Below are 15,463 nucleotides of genomic sequence, written 5' to 3'. Positions count from 1 at the left end.
CCGGCGCGCGGGGGCGGGACGGGGGTGCTAGCTGAGCGCGGTGAGCGTCAGCGTCGCGGTGTAGGTGCCCGACGGGGCGTCGAGCGGGAGCTGCAGGTCGAGGTCCGCGCCGACGAGGGACGAGCCGCGGGCGTGCCCGGCCTCGGCCTCGGCGAGGGTGCGGGCGACGGACAGCCCGTCCCCGGACTCGAACCCGGACGGCACGGCGGGCCCGGCGACGGCGTCGCCGCCGTTCTCGAGCACCTCCGGCGTCCAGCCCAGGTACTTCGACGACAGCGTCTGGCCGCCGGCGACGAAGTCGCTGACCTGCACGGTGACCGACCACTCCGGGTCGCCCGCCCGGGTGTCCTGCACCCGGACCGGGACGATCTCGCCGGTGGCCTGGTACCGGTCCTCGAGCTCCTCGGCCACGCCGAGGTTCACGAGGCCGGACGAGCCCTCCAGCGACCACGTGAGCTCGCCGGCGCGCTGCTCCGGGACGGTGACGGCGAGCGACTGGTCGCCCTCCGCCACGGTGCCCGGCGCCTCGCCGGTGTGGTCGCCCTCGACGGCGCCGGCGGTGTTGCCCGGTCCGAACGCGGCGACCGGGTCGTTCTCGGCGAGCCGGATGGTGCCGAGGACGGTCGTGCCGGCGACCCGCAGGTTCGCGGTGTTGCCGGTGAGCACGAGGTCGCCGCCGACGGTGTTGCCCCAGGTGTCCGCGGCGCCGTCGGGGGTGGACCCGATGAGGACGTCGCGGCTGCTGCCGGTGACCGACAGCGAGCCCTGGACGACGGCGCCGGCGACGGTGGTGCCGTAGCCGGAGTCGCCGAGCGCGACGTCGCCGCCGACGCCGGTCTGCAGCAGGTCGACGTAGGTCGCGGCCTGGGTGGTGAGCCCGCCGGTGATGTCCGAGCCCGTGATCTCCACGTCGAGCCCGCCGGCCGCGACGCTGCCGCCGACCTCGAGGTCGTTGAGGTACAGGAACCCGACCCGGGACCCGGTGGTGTAGGCGCTGACGTCCCCGCCGACCCGGGTGCCGTCGAGCAGCACCCCGTACGGGTCGGTGGCGACGACGTCGCCGGTGACGGTCACCGAGGTGGCGTCGAGCCAGCCGTCGGCGCCGACGGTGATGCTGCCCTCGACGGTGGCGCCCGCGAGGACGCACTCGGCGCCCGCGGGGACCACGAGGTCACCGGTGACCGTCTGGTCGCCGAGGTCGCCGGTGCAGTCGGTCGACGCGGCCTGGGCGACGGTCGCCCCGAGCGTGACGAGCCCGAACGCCCCGACGAGTGCCGCCGGGACCGAGTAGATGCGCTTCATGGTCGTCTCCCTCTCAGCCGCGGAGGCCGGCGATGGCGTCGTAGCTGCGGTCGGCGTTGCCGAGCGAGTCCAGCGGGTTCGGCGGGACGGCGGTCGTGGCCGCGTTGTCCTGCTCGTAGAGCCCGAAGTGCTGGCCGCGGGTCCGCAGCTGGGACAGGAACTGCTGGTAGGGCAGGTCGCCGGCGCCGAACTCGATGATGTCGTAGCCGTTGGCGCTGGCCCCGTTGGCCTTGCCGTCCTTGAGGTGCAGCAGCGGGTAGCGCCGCGGGTTGCGCAGGATGTAGTCGACCGGCTCGAACCCCGGGTACTTGTGCTGCCCGACGTACGCCCAGTAGATGTCCATCTCCAGGTAGACCAGGTCCGGGTCCGTGTTGTCGTAGAACACGTCGTAGAGCCGGACCGACGGGTCGACCGGGTCGAACCGGAACTCCCCGTCGTGGTTGTGCTGGTAGAGCTTGAGCCCGGCGGCCTTGACCTGCGCGCCCCAGGCGTTCCACTCCTCCGCGGCGGCGAGGTAGCCCTCCTTCGTCGCGGTGTTCGTGGGGGCGTTGCCGGTGCCGAGGTGCGGCATCCCGAGCGTGTGCGCGATGGCGATCTGGTTGGCCAGGTCGGTGCGCAGCAGGTTGGTGCCGACGTGCGAGCCGACGGCCCGCAGGCCGTTGTCGTCGAGCAGGGTGCGGATCTCGGCCGGGGTGATGGCCCCGACGTTGCCCTGCGTGTAGCCGGCGAACTCCACCTCGGAGTACCCGATCCGGCCGAGCTCCTCGAACACGGCCCGGAAGCCCAGGGAGCTGACCTTGTCGCGGATCGTGTACAGCTGGATGCCGATGCGGTTGGCGGGGACCAGGCGGGTGCGCCCGGCTCCCGGTGCGGCGGCGGGCAGCGGGCCCGCGGCGCCCGCGGCGGAGGCGCCGAGGGCGGTCCCGACGCCCACGGCCACGGTGGAGGCGGCGAGCGCCTTCATCAGGGACCGCCGGCTCAGGGGCCGGTCGGGCAGGGACGGGTGCTGGTGCGTGTGCATGTCTCTCCTTCGAGACGGCCGGTCGGCCCGGGTCGGTGCTGCGTGGCCCCGACCCGGGCCGCCGGCGCGCGGTCAGCTGCGGACGGTGAGGGTGGTGCTGGTCGTGCTGCCGGCGACGCCGGCCGTGCCGCCGTAGGCGACGTCGACCTTGTAGGTGCCCTCGGGCAGGCGCCCGAGGGGGACGACGCTCGCGCCGGTGGCGTCGAGGGTCCCGGTGAGCGAGGCCACCACGGTGTTGTTGCGCTTGACCGTGACGGTCACGCCCCCGGTCGGGACGGCCCCGCCGGCGGAGACGACCTGCACCGTGGCCTTGGCGGCGACGGCCGGCTTCACCGGGTTCGGCGACACCGTGACGGTCGTGGTGGAGGTGGTGCGCGCGACCGTGAGCCGGACCGTGCCGGACGACGGCTTGAACACCTCGCCGCCGACGAAGGACGCGGTCACCGTGTGGGTGCCCACCGCCAGCGTCGGGTCGAGCGCGACGTCGACGGTGCCGCCCGCGAGGGTGCCCCGGCCGACCTCCGTCTCACCCACGGTCAGGACGACCTCGCCCTCGGCGGTGCGGTCCCCCGCGCCGACGGCGACGGTGACCACGCCGGGGGCGCCGTACGGCACCCGGGCCGCGGCGACGGTCGCCGTGGTCGTGGTGTCGACGGTGGGCTCCTCGGGGGCGTCCAGGTCGATGGTGAACGCGACCTGACCGACCTCGGAGACGTGCCCGCCGGTGTCGGTGGCCCGGTACCGCAGGTCGTACGTGCCGCTCTCGGAGAACGTCACGCCGTACTGCTGGTTCGCGGCCAGGTTGACCCAGGTGGTGCCGCCGTCGCGCGAGTACTGCACGCCGGCGAGCGCCCCGTCGTCGGCAGCCTGGACGGAGAACCGCACGGGCACCGTGTAGACGCCGCCGGCGCCGGTGGGCGCCGCCGGGGCCAGGGTGTGCGCCACGGTCGGGGCGGTGACGTCGGCGACGCCGGGGCCCGTCATGGTGAGCGCGTCGAGGGCGAGCTCGTCCGCCGAGGTGACGAACAGGCTGCCGGTGCCCTCGGGGGCGTCGAACGTGACCGGCACGTCCTTCCAGCCCCCGCCCGCCGGGATGGTGGCGGTCGCGAACGGTGCCGCGTCCACCGCGCCCCAGCGCAGCTGGACCTGCCCGCCGCCGTTGGCCCGGACGACCGCGCCCTCGATGCCGGCGAAGTTCACCGTGTCGAACCGGACGAAGTCGCCCCCGCCGAGCCCGCGGACGGCGTTGCCGGCCAGCGCGGTCTCGTCGGCGTAGACCGTGACGCCCTGGCGGGCGGCGTGCTCGGCCTGCTGCTCGCGCGGGTTGAGCCGCACGGTGGCCTCACCGGTCGCCGCCGGCAGGCCGTTGGCGCCGGCGTCGCGGTACGTCACCACGACCGCGCCGTACAGCAGCGCGCCCGGGCCGTGCTCCGGCGAGTTGGGGTCGGTCTTCCACGCGCCCTTGCAGCCCGTGCCCGAGACCTCGGGATGGGCGTGCTCGTCGTGGCCGAGGCCGTAGGTCCACGCGACGCGGCTGCAGTCGGTGGTGGTGCCGTCCTCGGCGTCCTGCGTGGTCACCTGGAACGGGATGGCGTCGCCCCAGGAGAAGAACCCGCCGTTCGCCGGGTAGGCCACGGTGACCTCGGGCGCCTGGTTGCCGACGGAGATGACCTCGGAGGTCAGCGTGAACTTGCCCTCCGGGTCGGTGACCTTGAGCCGGGCGGTGTAGGCGGCGAGCGCCGTGTACGTGTGCTCGGCCTCGACCCCGGTGGCGTCGAAGGTGCCGTCGCCGTCGAAGTCCCACTCGTAGGTCAGCGCGCCCTCCTCGGGGTCGGCCGACGCACTCGCGTCGAACGCCACGGTGAGCGGCGCGGACGACGACGACGTCGGCGTCGCGGTGAACGCGGCGCGGGGCGCCTTGTTGCCCTCGGCGTAGGCGATGCGGTGCAGCCCGGCGTCGGGGTTCGCGCGGAAGAAGCCGTCGCCGTAGTCGAGGACGTACATCGACCCGTCGGGGCCGAACTCGATGTCCATCGGGTTGTCGATCGGCGGCCAGCCCTCGGCCGTGATCGCGGCGTTCGGCGTCACGTCCTCGATGTGCGTGACCTCGAAGGTGTCCCAGTCGACCGTGAAGGCCGCGATGTAGTCCTGGGAGAACTCGCCGAAGAACGCCTTGCCGTCCCAGTACTCCGGGAACGCGTCCGGTCCGGCGTCGGCGGGCCGGTGGTAGACCGGGCCGCCCATCGGGCCCTGGCCGGTGCCGGTGCCGAAGGTCACGAGCTCGTCCCACGGCTGGTCACCCGGGTTGTCGCCGTAGTACAGCGTGGCGGGTCGTGCCGGGGGCAGGTCGACGAGGCCGGTGTTCCACCGGGACTCGTTCTTCAGCGCGGCCGGGTCGAAGAACGCCCCGGGCGTGCCCGTGGCGAAGTCCCAGTCGTTGTAGGCGAAGTTGTCGCCCGTGACGAACGGCCAGCCGGAGTTGTGCGGGTCGTCGAGGCCGACGACGTTCCACTCGACCAGGCCCATCGGCCCGCGGCCCGCGGTCGCCGCGACGGCGGACGTCGCGTCCGGGCCGTAGTCGCCCCAGGAGAGCGAGTTCGTCTCCGGGTCGACGTCCAGCTTGAACGGGTTCCGCACGCCCATCACGAAGATCTCGGGGCGGGTGCCCTCGGTCCCCTCCGGGAACAGGTTCCCCTCGGGGACCGTGTACGAGCCGTCCGCCTCGACGTGGATCCGCAGGATCTTGCCGCGCAGGTCGTTGGTGTTGCCCGCGCCGCGGCGGGAGTCGAAGCCCGGGTTCATGCCGGGGGCGTCGTTGTTCGGCGCGAAGCCGTTGGCGCCCGGCGTGCCCGCGGGCGTGTTGTCGCCCGTGCCCAGGTACAGGTTGCCCTCGGCGTCCCAGTCGAAGTCGGCGCCCACGTGGCAGCACTGCCCGCGCTGGACCTCGACGTCGAGGATCTGCTGCTCCGAGGCGAGGTCCAGGCCGTCACCGGTCCACTGGAACCGCGACAGCCGGTTCACGCCCTTCCACTGGTCCCAGTAGGACTCGTCCTGCCCGGCGGGCAGCGTGTTCGGCGCGGAGCCCGCGGGGGTCGACCCCGGGGGCGCGTAGACGAGGTAGACCCAGTTGTTCTCCTCGAAGTCCGGGTCGATGCCGATCGACTGCAGGCCGTCCTCGGAGTTCGCGTACACCGGGATGGTGTTCGTGATCCGGGTGACGCCCGTGGTCGGGTCGGTGAGGCGGACGTCGCCGTTGCGCGCGGTGTGCAGCACCCGGCCGTCCGGGAGGACCGCGAGGTCCAGCGGCTCGCCGACGTCCTTCGTCAGCGTCGTCTTCTCGTAGTTGCCCCAGTCCAGCGCGGCCTGCGCTCCGGGCTCGGCCCCGTGGTCCACGCCGTCGTGGGCCACCACGGGTCCGGCGCCGAGCGCCAGCCCCGTCACGGTGAGCACACCAGCGAGGGTGAAAGCCACCGTTCTCCTGCCGCGGTGCGACCGCGGCTCGATACGCTTCATGGGTGATGCAGCTCCTCTGGAGTGTCGTCGCAGAGGTCGGGTCTCTCGTCGTCCCCACGGTGCCGGGACCCGACCTCCTCACGTGACCGGCGCCGTTGCCGGTCGGTCGCGCAGGTCCTCACCTCCTCCCCCTCGAGCGGTGCGCGGCGATCTGTCGGATGCGTGCGTGGGTGGTGCGGGTCGTGCGGCTCGTGCGGCTCGCCGGTCAGGCGAGCGGCACCCAGCGGCTGTCGTCGGCCGCGCTGCGCTCGACCGCGTCGAGCACGCGCTGGACGGCGAGGCCGTCGGCGAACGACGGCGTCGGCTGCTCCCCCGCCGCGATGGCCCCGACGAGGTCGACGACCTGGTGCGTGAACGCGTGCTCGTAGCCCAGGCCGTGGCCGGCGGGCCACCACTGCGCGACGTACGCGTGCTGCGGCTCGGTGACGACGATCCGCCGGAACCCCGCGACGGCGGCGTCCTCGGTGGCGTCGTAGAAGTGCAGGACGTTCATGTCCTCGAAGTCGAACGACAGCGACCCGCGCTCGCCGTTCACCTCGAGGCGGATGGCGTTCTTGCGGCCCGTGGCGAACCGGGTCGCCTCGAACACGCCGAGCCCCCCGCCGGACAGCCGCGCCAGGAACACCGCGGCGTCGTCGACGGTGACGGGCCCGGTGCCGGTGCCGCCGGTGCCGTGCAGCCCGGCGAACGCGGCCGCGACAGGCCGCTCGTGCACGAACGTCTCCAGCACGGCGGACACCCCGGTCAGGCGCTCACCGGTGATGAACTGCGCGAGGTCGACGGCGTGCGAGCCGATGTCGCCCAGCGCGCCGGACCCCGCGGCCTGCTTGTCGAGCCGCCAGGACAGCGGCGCCTGCGGGTCGGCCAGCCAGTCCTGGAGGTACTGCACGCGCACGTGCCGGACGGTCCCGATCCGGCCGTCGGCGACGAGCTGCCGGGCGAGCTGCACGGCCGGCACCCGCCGGTACGTGTAGCCGACCATCGAACGGACTCCGCGGGCTGCGGCGGACTCGGCCGCGGCGACCATCGCCTCGGCCTCGGCGATCGTGTTGGCCAGCGGCTTCTCGCACAGGACGTGCTTGCCCGCCTCGAGCGCGGCGACCGCGATCTCGGCGTGCGTGTGGCCGGGGGTGCACACGTCGACCAGGTCGACGTCGTCCCGCGCGACCAGCTCCTGCCACGACGTGACGGAGTCCTGCCAGCCGAGCCGGTCGGCCGCGGTCTTCACCGCCGAGGCGTCCCGGCCGCCGAGCACCCGCATCACGGGCGTGCGCGGCAGGTCGAAGAACCGGGGGGCGGTGCGCCACGCCTGGGAGTGCGCGGCGCCCATGAACGCGTACCCCACCATGCCGACGCCCAGGGTGTCCCGGGGACCGGCGGTCGTCTCGTCCATCGTGGGTCCTCTCGTGAGGGGCGCGGGGGCCGGCCGGTCGAGGACCGGACCCCCGCGCCGCGGCGGATCAGGACTCGAAGGCCGAGTCGATGTACTGGTCGACGTTGTCCGCGGTGACCACCGGCGCGAACAGCTGCACCGTGCGCGGCACGCCCGACGACGCGAGGTCGGCCAGCGACTTCTCGTGCGCCACGAGGCGCGCGAGCCGGATGCCGTCCGCCGCCTGCGTCGACGGGTAGACGACCGTCGCCTGGAGCACGGAGTCGCCGGACTGGATCTCCCGCATCACGTTCGCCGAGCCGGCGCCGCCGACCATGAAGAACTCGTCGCGCCCGGCGTTCTCGATGGCCGCCAGGACGCCGACGCCCTGGTCGTCGTCGTGGTTCCAGATCGCGTCGATCTGCGGCGCGGCCTGCAGCAGGTTCGCGGCCGCCTGCTCGCCGCCCTGGACCGTGAAGTCCGCGGCCACGCGGTTGCTCACCTCGAGCCCGCAGCCCTCGAGCGCGTCGGCGAAGCCCTGGCTGCGGTCCTGGGTGAGCGGCAGCGAGTCGATGCCGGCGATCTCCGCGACCACGGCGTCGGGGTTGTCGCCGAGCTCCTCGCACAGGTAGGTGCCGGCGGAGACGCCCATGCCGTAGTTGTCGCCGAGCACGGTCGCGCGGGACGCGAACGGGCTGGAGAACTCGCGGTCGACGTTGATGACCGGGATGCCGGCCTCCATCGCCCGGGTCGCGACGTCGGTCAGCGCGCCGCCGTCGAACGGCAGCAGGACGATCGCGTCGACGCCGTCGTTGATGAACTGCTCGATCTGGCTGATCTGCAGGTTGACGTCGTTGGTGCCCTCCGCGACGCGGAGCTCGACGTCCTCGTACTTCTCGGCCTCGGCCTGGGCGGCCGTGGTGATCGCGCCCATCCAGCCGTGGTCGGCGGCGGGGGCCGAGAAGCCGATGACGACCGTGTCGCCCGGCTCGTCGTTGTCCGAGACGGCGACCGGAGCGGCGTCCGAACCGCCCTCGTCCTCCTCGGCGGGGGCGTTGGAGGTGCACGCGGTGAGGAACGCGGCGACCGACAGCACGGCGACGGCGGCGTAGCCGCGACGACGGCGCGAGGTCAGGGATGCGGACATGGGATCTCCTTCGACGATGTCCTACGGGGCGGGCGGTGGGTGTGCGGTGCCGTGGGCGCCGCGGGGGCGGCGTCCTGGCGAGGGGGGTGCGGGTGGAGCGCGCGGGGCGCTACGTGGTGCGGGGCGTGCGGGTGGTGAAGCGCTGCTGGAGCAGGACGGCGGCGATGATGATCGCGCCCTTGACGACGGACTGGACCGAGGAGTCCAGGTTGTTCTGGACGAAGATGTTCGTCAGCGTCGCGAAGATCAGGACGCCGAGCACGGTGCCGACGATGGTGCCGCGACCCCCGGCCAGCAGGGTCCCGCCGACGACGACCGCGGCGATCGCGTCCAGCTCGTAGAGCGTGCCGTTGGTCGACGAGCCCGCACCGGTGCGGGCCAGCATCATCACGCCGGCGATGCCGGCGGTGAGGCCGCACAGCGCGTAGAGGTACATCGTGTGCCGCTTGACGGCGATGCCCGCGAGCCGGGCCGCCTCGGGGTTGCCGCCGACCGCGATGGTCCGGCGGCCGAACGTCGTGCGGTTGAGCAGGAACCAGCCCGCGACGGCGACGACCGCGAAGATCCAGACGATCTTCGGCACGCCGAGCAGGTCGCCCTTGAACGTGCTCTCGAACGAGGACACGTTCACGAGCTGCGTGCGCCGGCCGGCGATCAGCTCGGCGAGCCCGCGCGCCGCGACCAGCATGGCCAGCGTCGCGATGAACCCGACCACCTTGCCGTACGCGATGAGCACGCCGTTGATGACGCCGGCGGCGAGCCCGACGGCCAGCGCGCAGCCGACCATGACGATCCAGCCGTACTGCTCGGCCATCGTCTGCGTCGCGACCGTCGTCGCCCACACCGAGGACAGCCCCAGCACCGACCCGACGGACAGGTCGATCCCGCCCGCCGTGATGACGAACGTCATGCCGATGCTGACGACGCCGATGATCGACGCCGTGCTGACGATCACCGTCGCGTTGTCGAGGCTGGCGAACCGGCTGCCCGAGGTGATGGCGCCGACGACGCAGATCGCCGCGAGCGCGACCACGAGCCCGAGGATGCGGGCGGACCCGCCGGACGCCCCGCCGCGGCGCGCGCGCCCCGTGGACTCGCGGGCGACGTGCTCCACCCGGGCCGACTCGTCGGCGGCGGGCGGCGGGGGCGTGGTGGTCGCGCCGGGGGGCGGCGTGGGTGTGCCCGGGGGCTGGGCGGAGAGCTGGTGCTCGCTCACGCGGCACTTCCTTCCATGACGAGGTCGAGCACGGCGTGCTCGTCGATCTGGGCGGCGGGTCCCTGGTGGACGACCCGGCCGTCGGACACCACCAGCACGCGGTCGGACAGACCGAGCACCTCGGGGATCTCGCTGGACACCACGACGACGGCGGCGCCCGAGTCGGCGAGCCGGCGCACCAGGGCGTAGATCTCGGCGCGGGCGCCGACGTCGACTCCGCGGGTCGGCTCGTCCAGCAGCAGCACCCGGCAGCCGTGCACCAGCCAGCGGGCGAGCATCGCCTTCTGCTGGTTGCCGCCCGACAGCGTGCGGATCGCGCGGTCGACACCGGTGGGGCGCAGGTCGAGCGCCTCCGCCTGCTCCCGGGCCACGGTCCGCTCGGCGCCCTCGTCGAGCACGCCGCCCTTCGCGAACCGGCCGAACGTCGACAGCGTGATGTTCCGGTAGACCGGCTCGTCGAGCAGCAGGCCCTGGGCCTTGCGCTCCTCGGGCGCCAGGCCGACGCCGGCCCGCACCGCGGCGGACACCGCACCCGGCCGCAGCCGCTGCCCGGCCACGGTGACCGTGCCGGCGGTCGCGCGCCGCGCGCCGTAGACGGTCTCGATGATCTCCGAGCGTCCTGAGCCGACCAGGCCCGCGAGCCCGACGATCTCGCCGGCGCGCACCTGGAAGCTCACGTCCGCGAACGACCCCCGCAGCGCGAGGCCCTGCACGTCGAGCACCACGGCGGCGTCGGCGGGCAGCTCGGTGCTCTCCGGGAAGACGTACTCGACGGTCCGGCCGGTCATCAGGCGGATCAGGTCGCCGGTCGGCGTCGTCGCGACCGGCAGGTCCCGCGCCACGGTGCGCCCGTCCTTGAGCACCGTGATCCGGTCGCCGATCGCCCGGATCTCCTCCATGCGGTGCGAGATGTAGACGATCGCGACGCCCGCGGCGGTGAGCTCGCGGGTGACCCGGAACAGGTTCTGCACCTCGTCGGAGTCGAGCACGGCGGACGGCTCGTCCATCACGATCACCCGGGCGTCGTGCGACAGCGCGCGGGCCATCGACACGATCTGCTGGGCGGCGGCCGGCAGCGACCCGACCTCGTGGTGCGGGGAGATCTCGGGGTGGCCGAGCCGGGCGAGGATCTCCCGGGTGCGGCGGCGCGCCTCGCGACGGCGGGAGACGCCGGCCGTGGCGAGCTCGTGGCCGAGGAACACGTTCTCGGTGACCGTCAGGCCCGCCACCACGTCGAGCTCCTGGTACATCGTCGCGATGCCCAGCTTCAGCGCGGCGACCGGGTTCGGGATCGTCACGGCCTCGCCGTCGACGAGCACCGTGCCCTCGGTCGGCTGGTGGGCACCGGCGAGCACCTTGATGAGCGTCGACTTGCCGGCGCCGTTCTGGCCGAGCAGGCAGTGCACCTCGCCGGGCAGGACGTCGAGGTCGACGCCGTCGAGGGCGCGGGCTCCGGGGAACTGCTTGACGATGCCGCGCATCTGGAGCAGCGGCTGCTGCGGGGGGTCCACGTTGACCATGCGGCGAACCTAGGCGCCACTTCTGTCGGACGTCAAGCATAAGTTGCTCCTGGTTTGTCCGAGTTACCGAACCGTGACCGCCACAAGTGGTGCGACTTTTCTGGTTCACTGTGCGCCATGCAGGACGTCGTCAGGCTCCCCCAGCGCCATGCGGGCGCCGGCGAGCTCTTCCAGCTGCTCCGCGACGGCAGGCCGCGCACCCGCGCCGACCTCGCCGCCGCGACCGGGCAGGCCCGCTCCACCATCGCCGCGCGCGTCGACGTGCTCATGGCCGCCGGGCTCGTCGCCCCCGCGGGTGAGGCGTCGTCCACCGGCGGCCGCCCACCCGCGACGTTCGCGTTCCGGCCGAGCGCCCGCGTCGTCCTCGCCGTCGACCTCGGGGCGTCCCACGCCCGGCTCGCCGTCACCGACCTCGCGTCCACCGTCCTCGCCGAGACCGAGGCGACGCTCGCCATCGCCGACGGGCCCGAGACCGTCCTCGCCTGGGTCGTCGAGCACGGCCGCGCCCTGGTCCTCGAGGCCGGGCGGGAGCCCGGCGACCTCGTCAGCGTCGGCGTGGGCCTGCCCGGTCCCGTCGAGCACTCCACCGGCCGGCCGATCAACCCGCCGATCATGCCCGCGTGGGACGACGTCGACGTCCGCGGCATCCTCGCGGCCGCCCTGCACGCCGAGGTCCAGGTCGACAACGACGTGAACCTCATGGCGCTCGGCGAGCACCGCACCGCGTGGCCCGACGTCGACGACATGCTGTTCGTCAAGATCGCCACCGGCATCGGCTCCGGGATCATCTCCGACGGCCGGCTGCGGCGCGGCGCCCAGGGCGCCGCCGGGGACATCGGCCACATCGCCGTCCCCGGCGCGCAGGACGTGCCCTGCCGGTGCGGCAACGTCGGCTGCCTCGAGGCCGTCGCCTCCGGCCGCGCCCTCGCCGAGGGACTGCGCCGCGAGGGCCTGGAGGTCCGCGACGGCGCTGACGTCGTCGCCCTCGTGCGCTCCGGCGACCTCGCCGCCGGGCGCGCCGTCCGGCAGGCGGGCCGCGAGCTCGGCGCCGTCCTGGCCGCCTGCGTCAGCCTGCTCAACCCCTCGCTCGTCGTGATCGGCGGCGTCGTCGCCGAGGCGGGCGAGCACCTCATCGCCGGCATCCGCGAGGTCGTCTACCAGCGGTCGCTCCCCCTCGCCACGCAGCACCTGCGGATCGTCACCTCCCAGGCCCGCTCGCAGGTCGGCATCCTCGGCGCCAGCGCGATGGCCGTCGACCACGTGCTGTCCCCCGGCGCGATCGACGGGCTGCTCGACTCGATGCTGGCACCCGACCGCAGCTCCGGGGTCGGGTAGCGCTCCACGAGCGGGCACCGAGCCCTCCACAGGCGGGGTCGGTGCGCGTCGTCCCCAGATCGGCGCCGGTGGGCCGACGCACGGGGCCCGGACGTCCCTAGCGTGCGGCGCATGAGCACACCCACGCAGCAGATCGACGCCCCCCGCTCCGACAGCCTCCGGCGGCCTCGCCCGGCCCTGCCCGCGGCCGAGATCGCCGCCGCCCTCCGTGCCGCCGCGACCGGCCCCGAGCTCGTCGCCGCGCTCGACGCCGCCGTCGAGGCGACCGACCTCACCACCGCCTCCGCCGCGGAGCTCGCCGGCCTCTGGGTGGCCGCGGTGCGCACCACGCTGTGGGCGGACCACCTCCAGGGCACCGTCCGCGCCGAGGTCGACGCCCGCTTGCGGAGTCGCCGGCACGACACCCGGTCGGACGAGCCCCGCTGGGAGGACCTGGTCGACGACGCCGACGACGACCGGGACGACGACACCGCCGACGACGCCTGGGCGCAGCCGTGCGAGTGCTGCCGGTGAGCGACCGGGCGGTGGCCGGCCAGCCCGTTCAGGCGCCCGCCAGCACCGCTTCGCACACCTCGAGCAGCCGCCGGCGCAGCTCCTGCGACCGCGCGGCGAACCCCCGCTGCAGCCGCACGTACTCCGCCTTCCCCTCGGCGGTCTCGATCGGCAGGGGGGCCAGCCCGTAGCCCGACACGTCGTACGGGGACGCCTGCATGTCGACCACCCGGATCTCCCGGGCGAGCGCGAACGCGTCGAGCAGCAGGTCGCCCGGCACGGCGGGCCCGAGCTTGAGCGCCCACTTGTACAGGTCCATGTTCGCGTGCAGGCACCCCGGTTGCTCCATCGCGACCTGGGTCTCCCGGCTCGGCTGGACGGTGTTGAGCGGGGTCGCGGGCGGCGTGAAGAACCGGAACGCGTCGATGTGCGTGCACCGGATCCGGTGCGACTCCACCACGGCGTCCGTCCCGGCCCCGCCGAGCCGCAGCGGCAGCCGGTGCCGGTGCTCGTCGTCGCCCTCGCGGTACACCATCGCCCACTCGTGCAGGCCGAAGCACCCCGTCGCCGCGGGGCGGGCCGCGGTGGCGCCGACGAGCGCGTGCACGTAGCCGACCGTGCTCCCCCGGTCGGCGAGGAACGCCGGGACGTCGAGCGCCACCGCACCCGCGTCGTCCACCCCGTACCAGCGCCAGCCCGCCTGCGGGCTGCCCGCGGCGTCGGCCAGCACCGTCCCGACCCCGGGGTGCCAGCGGCGCAGCTGCGCAGGCTTCGCCGGGTAGTACTCGAACAGGAAGTCCTCGATCGCGTGCCGCTCACCGGCCGCCCGGCGGGCGCGGTGGCCCGCGGTCAGGGCGTCCGCGCGCTCGGCGTGCGCGTCGGCGGCGGCCGTCCAGCTCGCGGCGTCGAGGACCCCCGGCCGACGGTCACCCGCGCGCCCCGCCCCGCGCTCGGCGCGGGCTCGGGTCGACGGTGCCGGGTCGGTGACGGTCATGACGTCCAGGGTAGGAGCCGCGCGCGCCGTACCCGACCGGCGTCACCCCCGACGACCACGGGCGCGCTGCGCACCGGGACGGCGAGCACCGCCAGGCACGCGACGACCAGCCCGACGCCCGCCCAGCCCGCTGCGGGCAGCTGCTCCCCCACCACGACGACGGCCAGCACCGCCGCGACCGCGGGCTCGAGCAGCGTGAGCGTCGTCGCGGTGCTCACCGCGACCCGGGCCAGCCCCCAGCCGAACAGCACGTAGCCGCAGAACATCGGGACCAGCGCCATGTAGGCCCCCACCGCGGCGTTCCCCGGCGAGTCCAGCAGCGGCGCGCCCGTCGCGGCGAGCACCGGCAGCAGCGCCAGGCCACCCACGCCGAACACGGCCCCCATCGCCGCCCGCGACGGCACCCCGCCGAGCATGAGCCGGTGGGCCACCCAGGAGTACAGCGCGTAGGTCGCCCCGGCGACGAGGCCGAGCAGCACGCCGGCCGCCGACTCCCCCGGCGTCCGTCCCGTGACGGCACCCGAGCCGGCGTCGGCCAGCGCCGTCGCGCCGCAGATCAGCGCGATCCCCGCCAGCCCCACCGCGGCCGCGAGCAGCCACCGCCGGGACAGGGTCCGCCCGTCCACCACCCGCTCGACCAGCGCGGACGCGAGCGGCGCCGAGCCGAGCGACACCACGGTCCCGACGGCGACGCCCGCGAGGTGCATCGAGGAGTAGAACGCGAGCGGGTACACGGCGACGGCGAGCCCGCCGACGGACACCAGCCCGCGACGCCGCACCAGGACCGCGCGGTGCCGGCGCAGCAGCCGCCACGCGGTGCCCGCCTGGAGCAGGCCGCCGATCCCCATCGCGGCGGCGCCGATCGCGAGCGGCCCGACGTCCGGGGCGAGCGTCGCGGCCGTCCCCGTGGTCCCCCAGAGCACGGCGGCCGCGAGCACCGCCAGCACACCGGTCACGCGACCCCCAGCAGCTCGGCCACGAGCCCGCGGGCGTGCCGGATCCGCTGGTCGTCGCCCTCGAGCCCGGCGCGGACCATCGAGCCCTCCAGCAGGAACGCGAGGTGCTCGGCGAGCGAGCCGACGCGCGCCGGGTCGTCGGGCAGCAGGTCGGCCAGGTGGTCGCGGACGATCTGCTCGACCTCCTCCTTGTGCCGCCGCACGACCGCGCGACCCGGGTCACCCGCCGGCAGCTCGGCGGCGGCGTTGAGCAGCCCGCAGCCGCGGAACCCGCGCACGTACTCGGCGTTCGCGTGGTCGGCGTAGGCGTCGAACACGGCGAGCACCCCGGCGCGGGGATCGTCCCCCGCGGCGGCGAGCCGGACCCGGTACAGGTCGAGCCACTCGGCGTGGCGCTCGACGAGGTACGCCGCGACGAGGTCGGCCTTGGACGCGAAGTTGTTGTAGAGGCTCATCTTCGCGACCCCGGCGTCGGCGGTGATCGTGTCGATGCCGGTGGCGGCGATCCCGTCGGCGTAGAACCGGACGGCCGCAGCCTCGAGCAGCCGGGCCCGGGCCGGACGTCGCGTGCCGCTCATCTGCTCCCCTGTCGATC

Annotated in this window: 12 protein-coding genes; 2 read left to right on the top strand and 10 right to left on the bottom strand. The window is 74.4% G+C overall.

The window, feature by feature from the left end; translation table 11 throughout:
- Nucleotides 1–27: 27 nt before the first annotated feature.
- The 7 genes from AC1VL8_RS13185 to AC1VL8_RS13155 form a co-directional block, all read right to left on the bottom strand.
- Entirely contained in the window at nucleotides 28–1,302 is a 1,275-nt protein-coding gene (locus AC1VL8_RS13185) for a hypothetical protein (protein ID WP_483075467.1), read from the bottom strand.
- A 13-nt stretch (nucleotides 1,303–1,315) separates the two neighbouring features.
- Nucleotides 1,316–2,323: a sugar phosphate isomerase/epimerase family protein gene (locus AC1VL8_RS13180; RefSeq protein ID WP_483075466.1), complete on the bottom strand. Its 1,008-nt coding sequence runs from the start codon at nucleotides 2,321–2,323 to the stop codon at nucleotides 1,316–1,318.
- A gap of 72 nt (nucleotides 2,324–2,395) precedes the next feature.
- A complete protein-coding gene (locus tag AC1VL8_RS13175) occupies nucleotides 2,396–5,773 on the bottom strand; it encodes a PQQ-dependent sugar dehydrogenase (protein WP_483075465.1) in 3,378 nt (1,125 codons plus the stop codon).
- A gap of 268 nt (nucleotides 5,774–6,041) precedes the next feature.
- Nucleotides 6,042–7,229 (bottom strand): Gfo/Idh/MocA family protein, encoded by a 1,188-nt coding sequence (locus AC1VL8_RS13170; protein WP_389228307.1) that lies wholly within the window; start codon nucleotides 7,227–7,229, stop codon nucleotides 6,042–6,044.
- Between the two features lie 67 nt (nucleotides 7,230–7,296).
- On the bottom strand, nucleotides 7,297–8,355 hold the full coding sequence (locus AC1VL8_RS13165) for a substrate-binding domain-containing protein (RefSeq protein WP_389228303.1): 1,059 nt from the start codon (nucleotides 8,353–8,355) through the stop codon (nucleotides 7,297–7,299).
- A gap of 109 nt (nucleotides 8,356–8,464) precedes the next feature.
- Nucleotides 8,465–9,571: an ABC transporter permease gene (locus AC1VL8_RS13160; protein WP_483075464.1), complete on the bottom strand. Its 1,107-nt coding sequence runs from the start codon at nucleotides 9,569–9,571 to the stop codon at nucleotides 8,465–8,467.
- Entirely contained in the window at nucleotides 9,568–11,091 is a 1,524-nt protein-coding gene (locus AC1VL8_RS13155) for a sugar ABC transporter ATP-binding protein (protein ID WP_483075463.1), read from the bottom strand. The genes AC1VL8_RS13160 and AC1VL8_RS13155 overlap by 4 nt, the downstream gene beginning before the upstream one ends.
- Nucleotides 11,092–11,208: 117 nt before the next feature.
- On the opposite strand from AC1VL8_RS13155, the gene AC1VL8_RS13150 reads away from it, so the two are divergent.
- Nucleotides 11,209–12,426, top strand: coding sequence for an ROK family transcriptional regulator (locus tag AC1VL8_RS13150; RefSeq protein ID WP_483075462.1), 1,218 nt, complete (start codon nucleotides 11,209–11,211; stop codon nucleotides 12,424–12,426).
- A 111-nt stretch (nucleotides 12,427–12,537) separates the two neighbouring features.
- Nucleotides 12,538–12,939: a hypothetical protein gene (locus AC1VL8_RS13145; protein ID WP_483075461.1), complete on the top strand. Its 402-nt coding sequence runs from the start codon at nucleotides 12,538–12,540 to the stop codon at nucleotides 12,937–12,939.
- 28 nt (nucleotides 12,940–12,967) lie between these two features.
- Here the strand turns inward: AC1VL8_RS13145 and AC1VL8_RS13140 are convergent, their stop codons facing one another.
- The 3 genes from AC1VL8_RS13140 to AC1VL8_RS13130 are packed head-to-tail and all read right to left on the bottom strand — an operon-like array spanning nucleotide 12,968 to nucleotide 15,446.
- Nucleotides 12,968–13,912, bottom strand: a complete 945-nt coding sequence (locus AC1VL8_RS13140; protein ID WP_483075460.1) for a 3-methyladenine DNA glycosylase — start codon at nucleotides 13,910–13,912, stop codon at nucleotides 12,968–12,970.
- Entirely contained in the window at nucleotides 13,909–14,868 is a 960-nt protein-coding gene (locus AC1VL8_RS13135; protein ID WP_389228285.1) for a DMT family transporter, read from the bottom strand. Before AC1VL8_RS13135 ends, AC1VL8_RS13140 begins: the two co-directional genes overlap by 4 nt.
- A complete protein-coding gene (locus tag AC1VL8_RS13130; protein WP_483075459.1) occupies nucleotides 14,865–15,446 on the bottom strand; it encodes a TetR/AcrR family transcriptional regulator in 582 nt (193 codons plus the stop codon). The genes AC1VL8_RS13135 and AC1VL8_RS13130 overlap by 4 nt, the downstream gene beginning before the upstream one ends.
- Nucleotides 15,447–15,463: the final 17 nt, after the last annotated feature.

Source organism: Cellulomonas sp. KU4C (assembly GCF_056868065.1).
Note: the sequence above shows the minus strand (reverse complement) of the source record. Positions and strands in the feature narration are given on the sequence as shown.

Bases quoted from the DNA above. Each gene is read 5' to 3' on its own strand.
- AC1VL8_RS13185 (WP_483075467.1), bottom strand. From the start codon at position 1,302: ATGAAGCGCATCTACTCGGTCCCGGCGGCACTCGTCGGGGCGTTCGGG.
- AC1VL8_RS13180 (WP_483075466.1), bottom strand. From the start codon at position 2,323: ATGCACACGCACCAGCACCCGTCCCTGCCCGACCGGCCCCTGAGCCGG.
- AC1VL8_RS13170 (WP_389228307.1), bottom strand. From the start codon at position 7,229: ATGGACGAGACGACCGCCGGTCCCCGGGACACCCTGGGCGTCGGCATG.
- AC1VL8_RS13165 (WP_389228303.1), bottom strand. From the start codon at position 8,355: ATGTCCGCATCCCTGACCTCGCGCCGTCGTCGCGGCTACGCCGCCGTC.
- AC1VL8_RS13155 (WP_483075463.1), bottom strand. From the start codon at position 11,091: ATGGTCAACGTGGACCCCCCGCAGCAGCCGCTGCTCCAGATGCGCGGC.
- AC1VL8_RS13150 (WP_483075462.1), top strand. From the start codon at position 11,209: ATGCAGGACGTCGTCAGGCTCCCCCAGCGCCATGCGGGCGCCGGCGAG.
- AC1VL8_RS13145 (WP_483075461.1), top strand. From the start codon at position 12,538: ATGAGCACACCCACGCAGCAGATCGACGCCCCCCGCTCCGACAGCCTC.
- AC1VL8_RS13140 (WP_483075460.1), bottom strand. From the start codon at position 13,912: ATGACCGTCACCGACCCGGCACCGTCGACCCGAGCCCGCGCCGAGCGC.
- AC1VL8_RS13130 (WP_483075459.1), bottom strand. From the start codon at position 15,446: ATGAGCGGCACGCGACGTCCGGCCCGGGCCCGGCTGCTCGAGGCTGCG.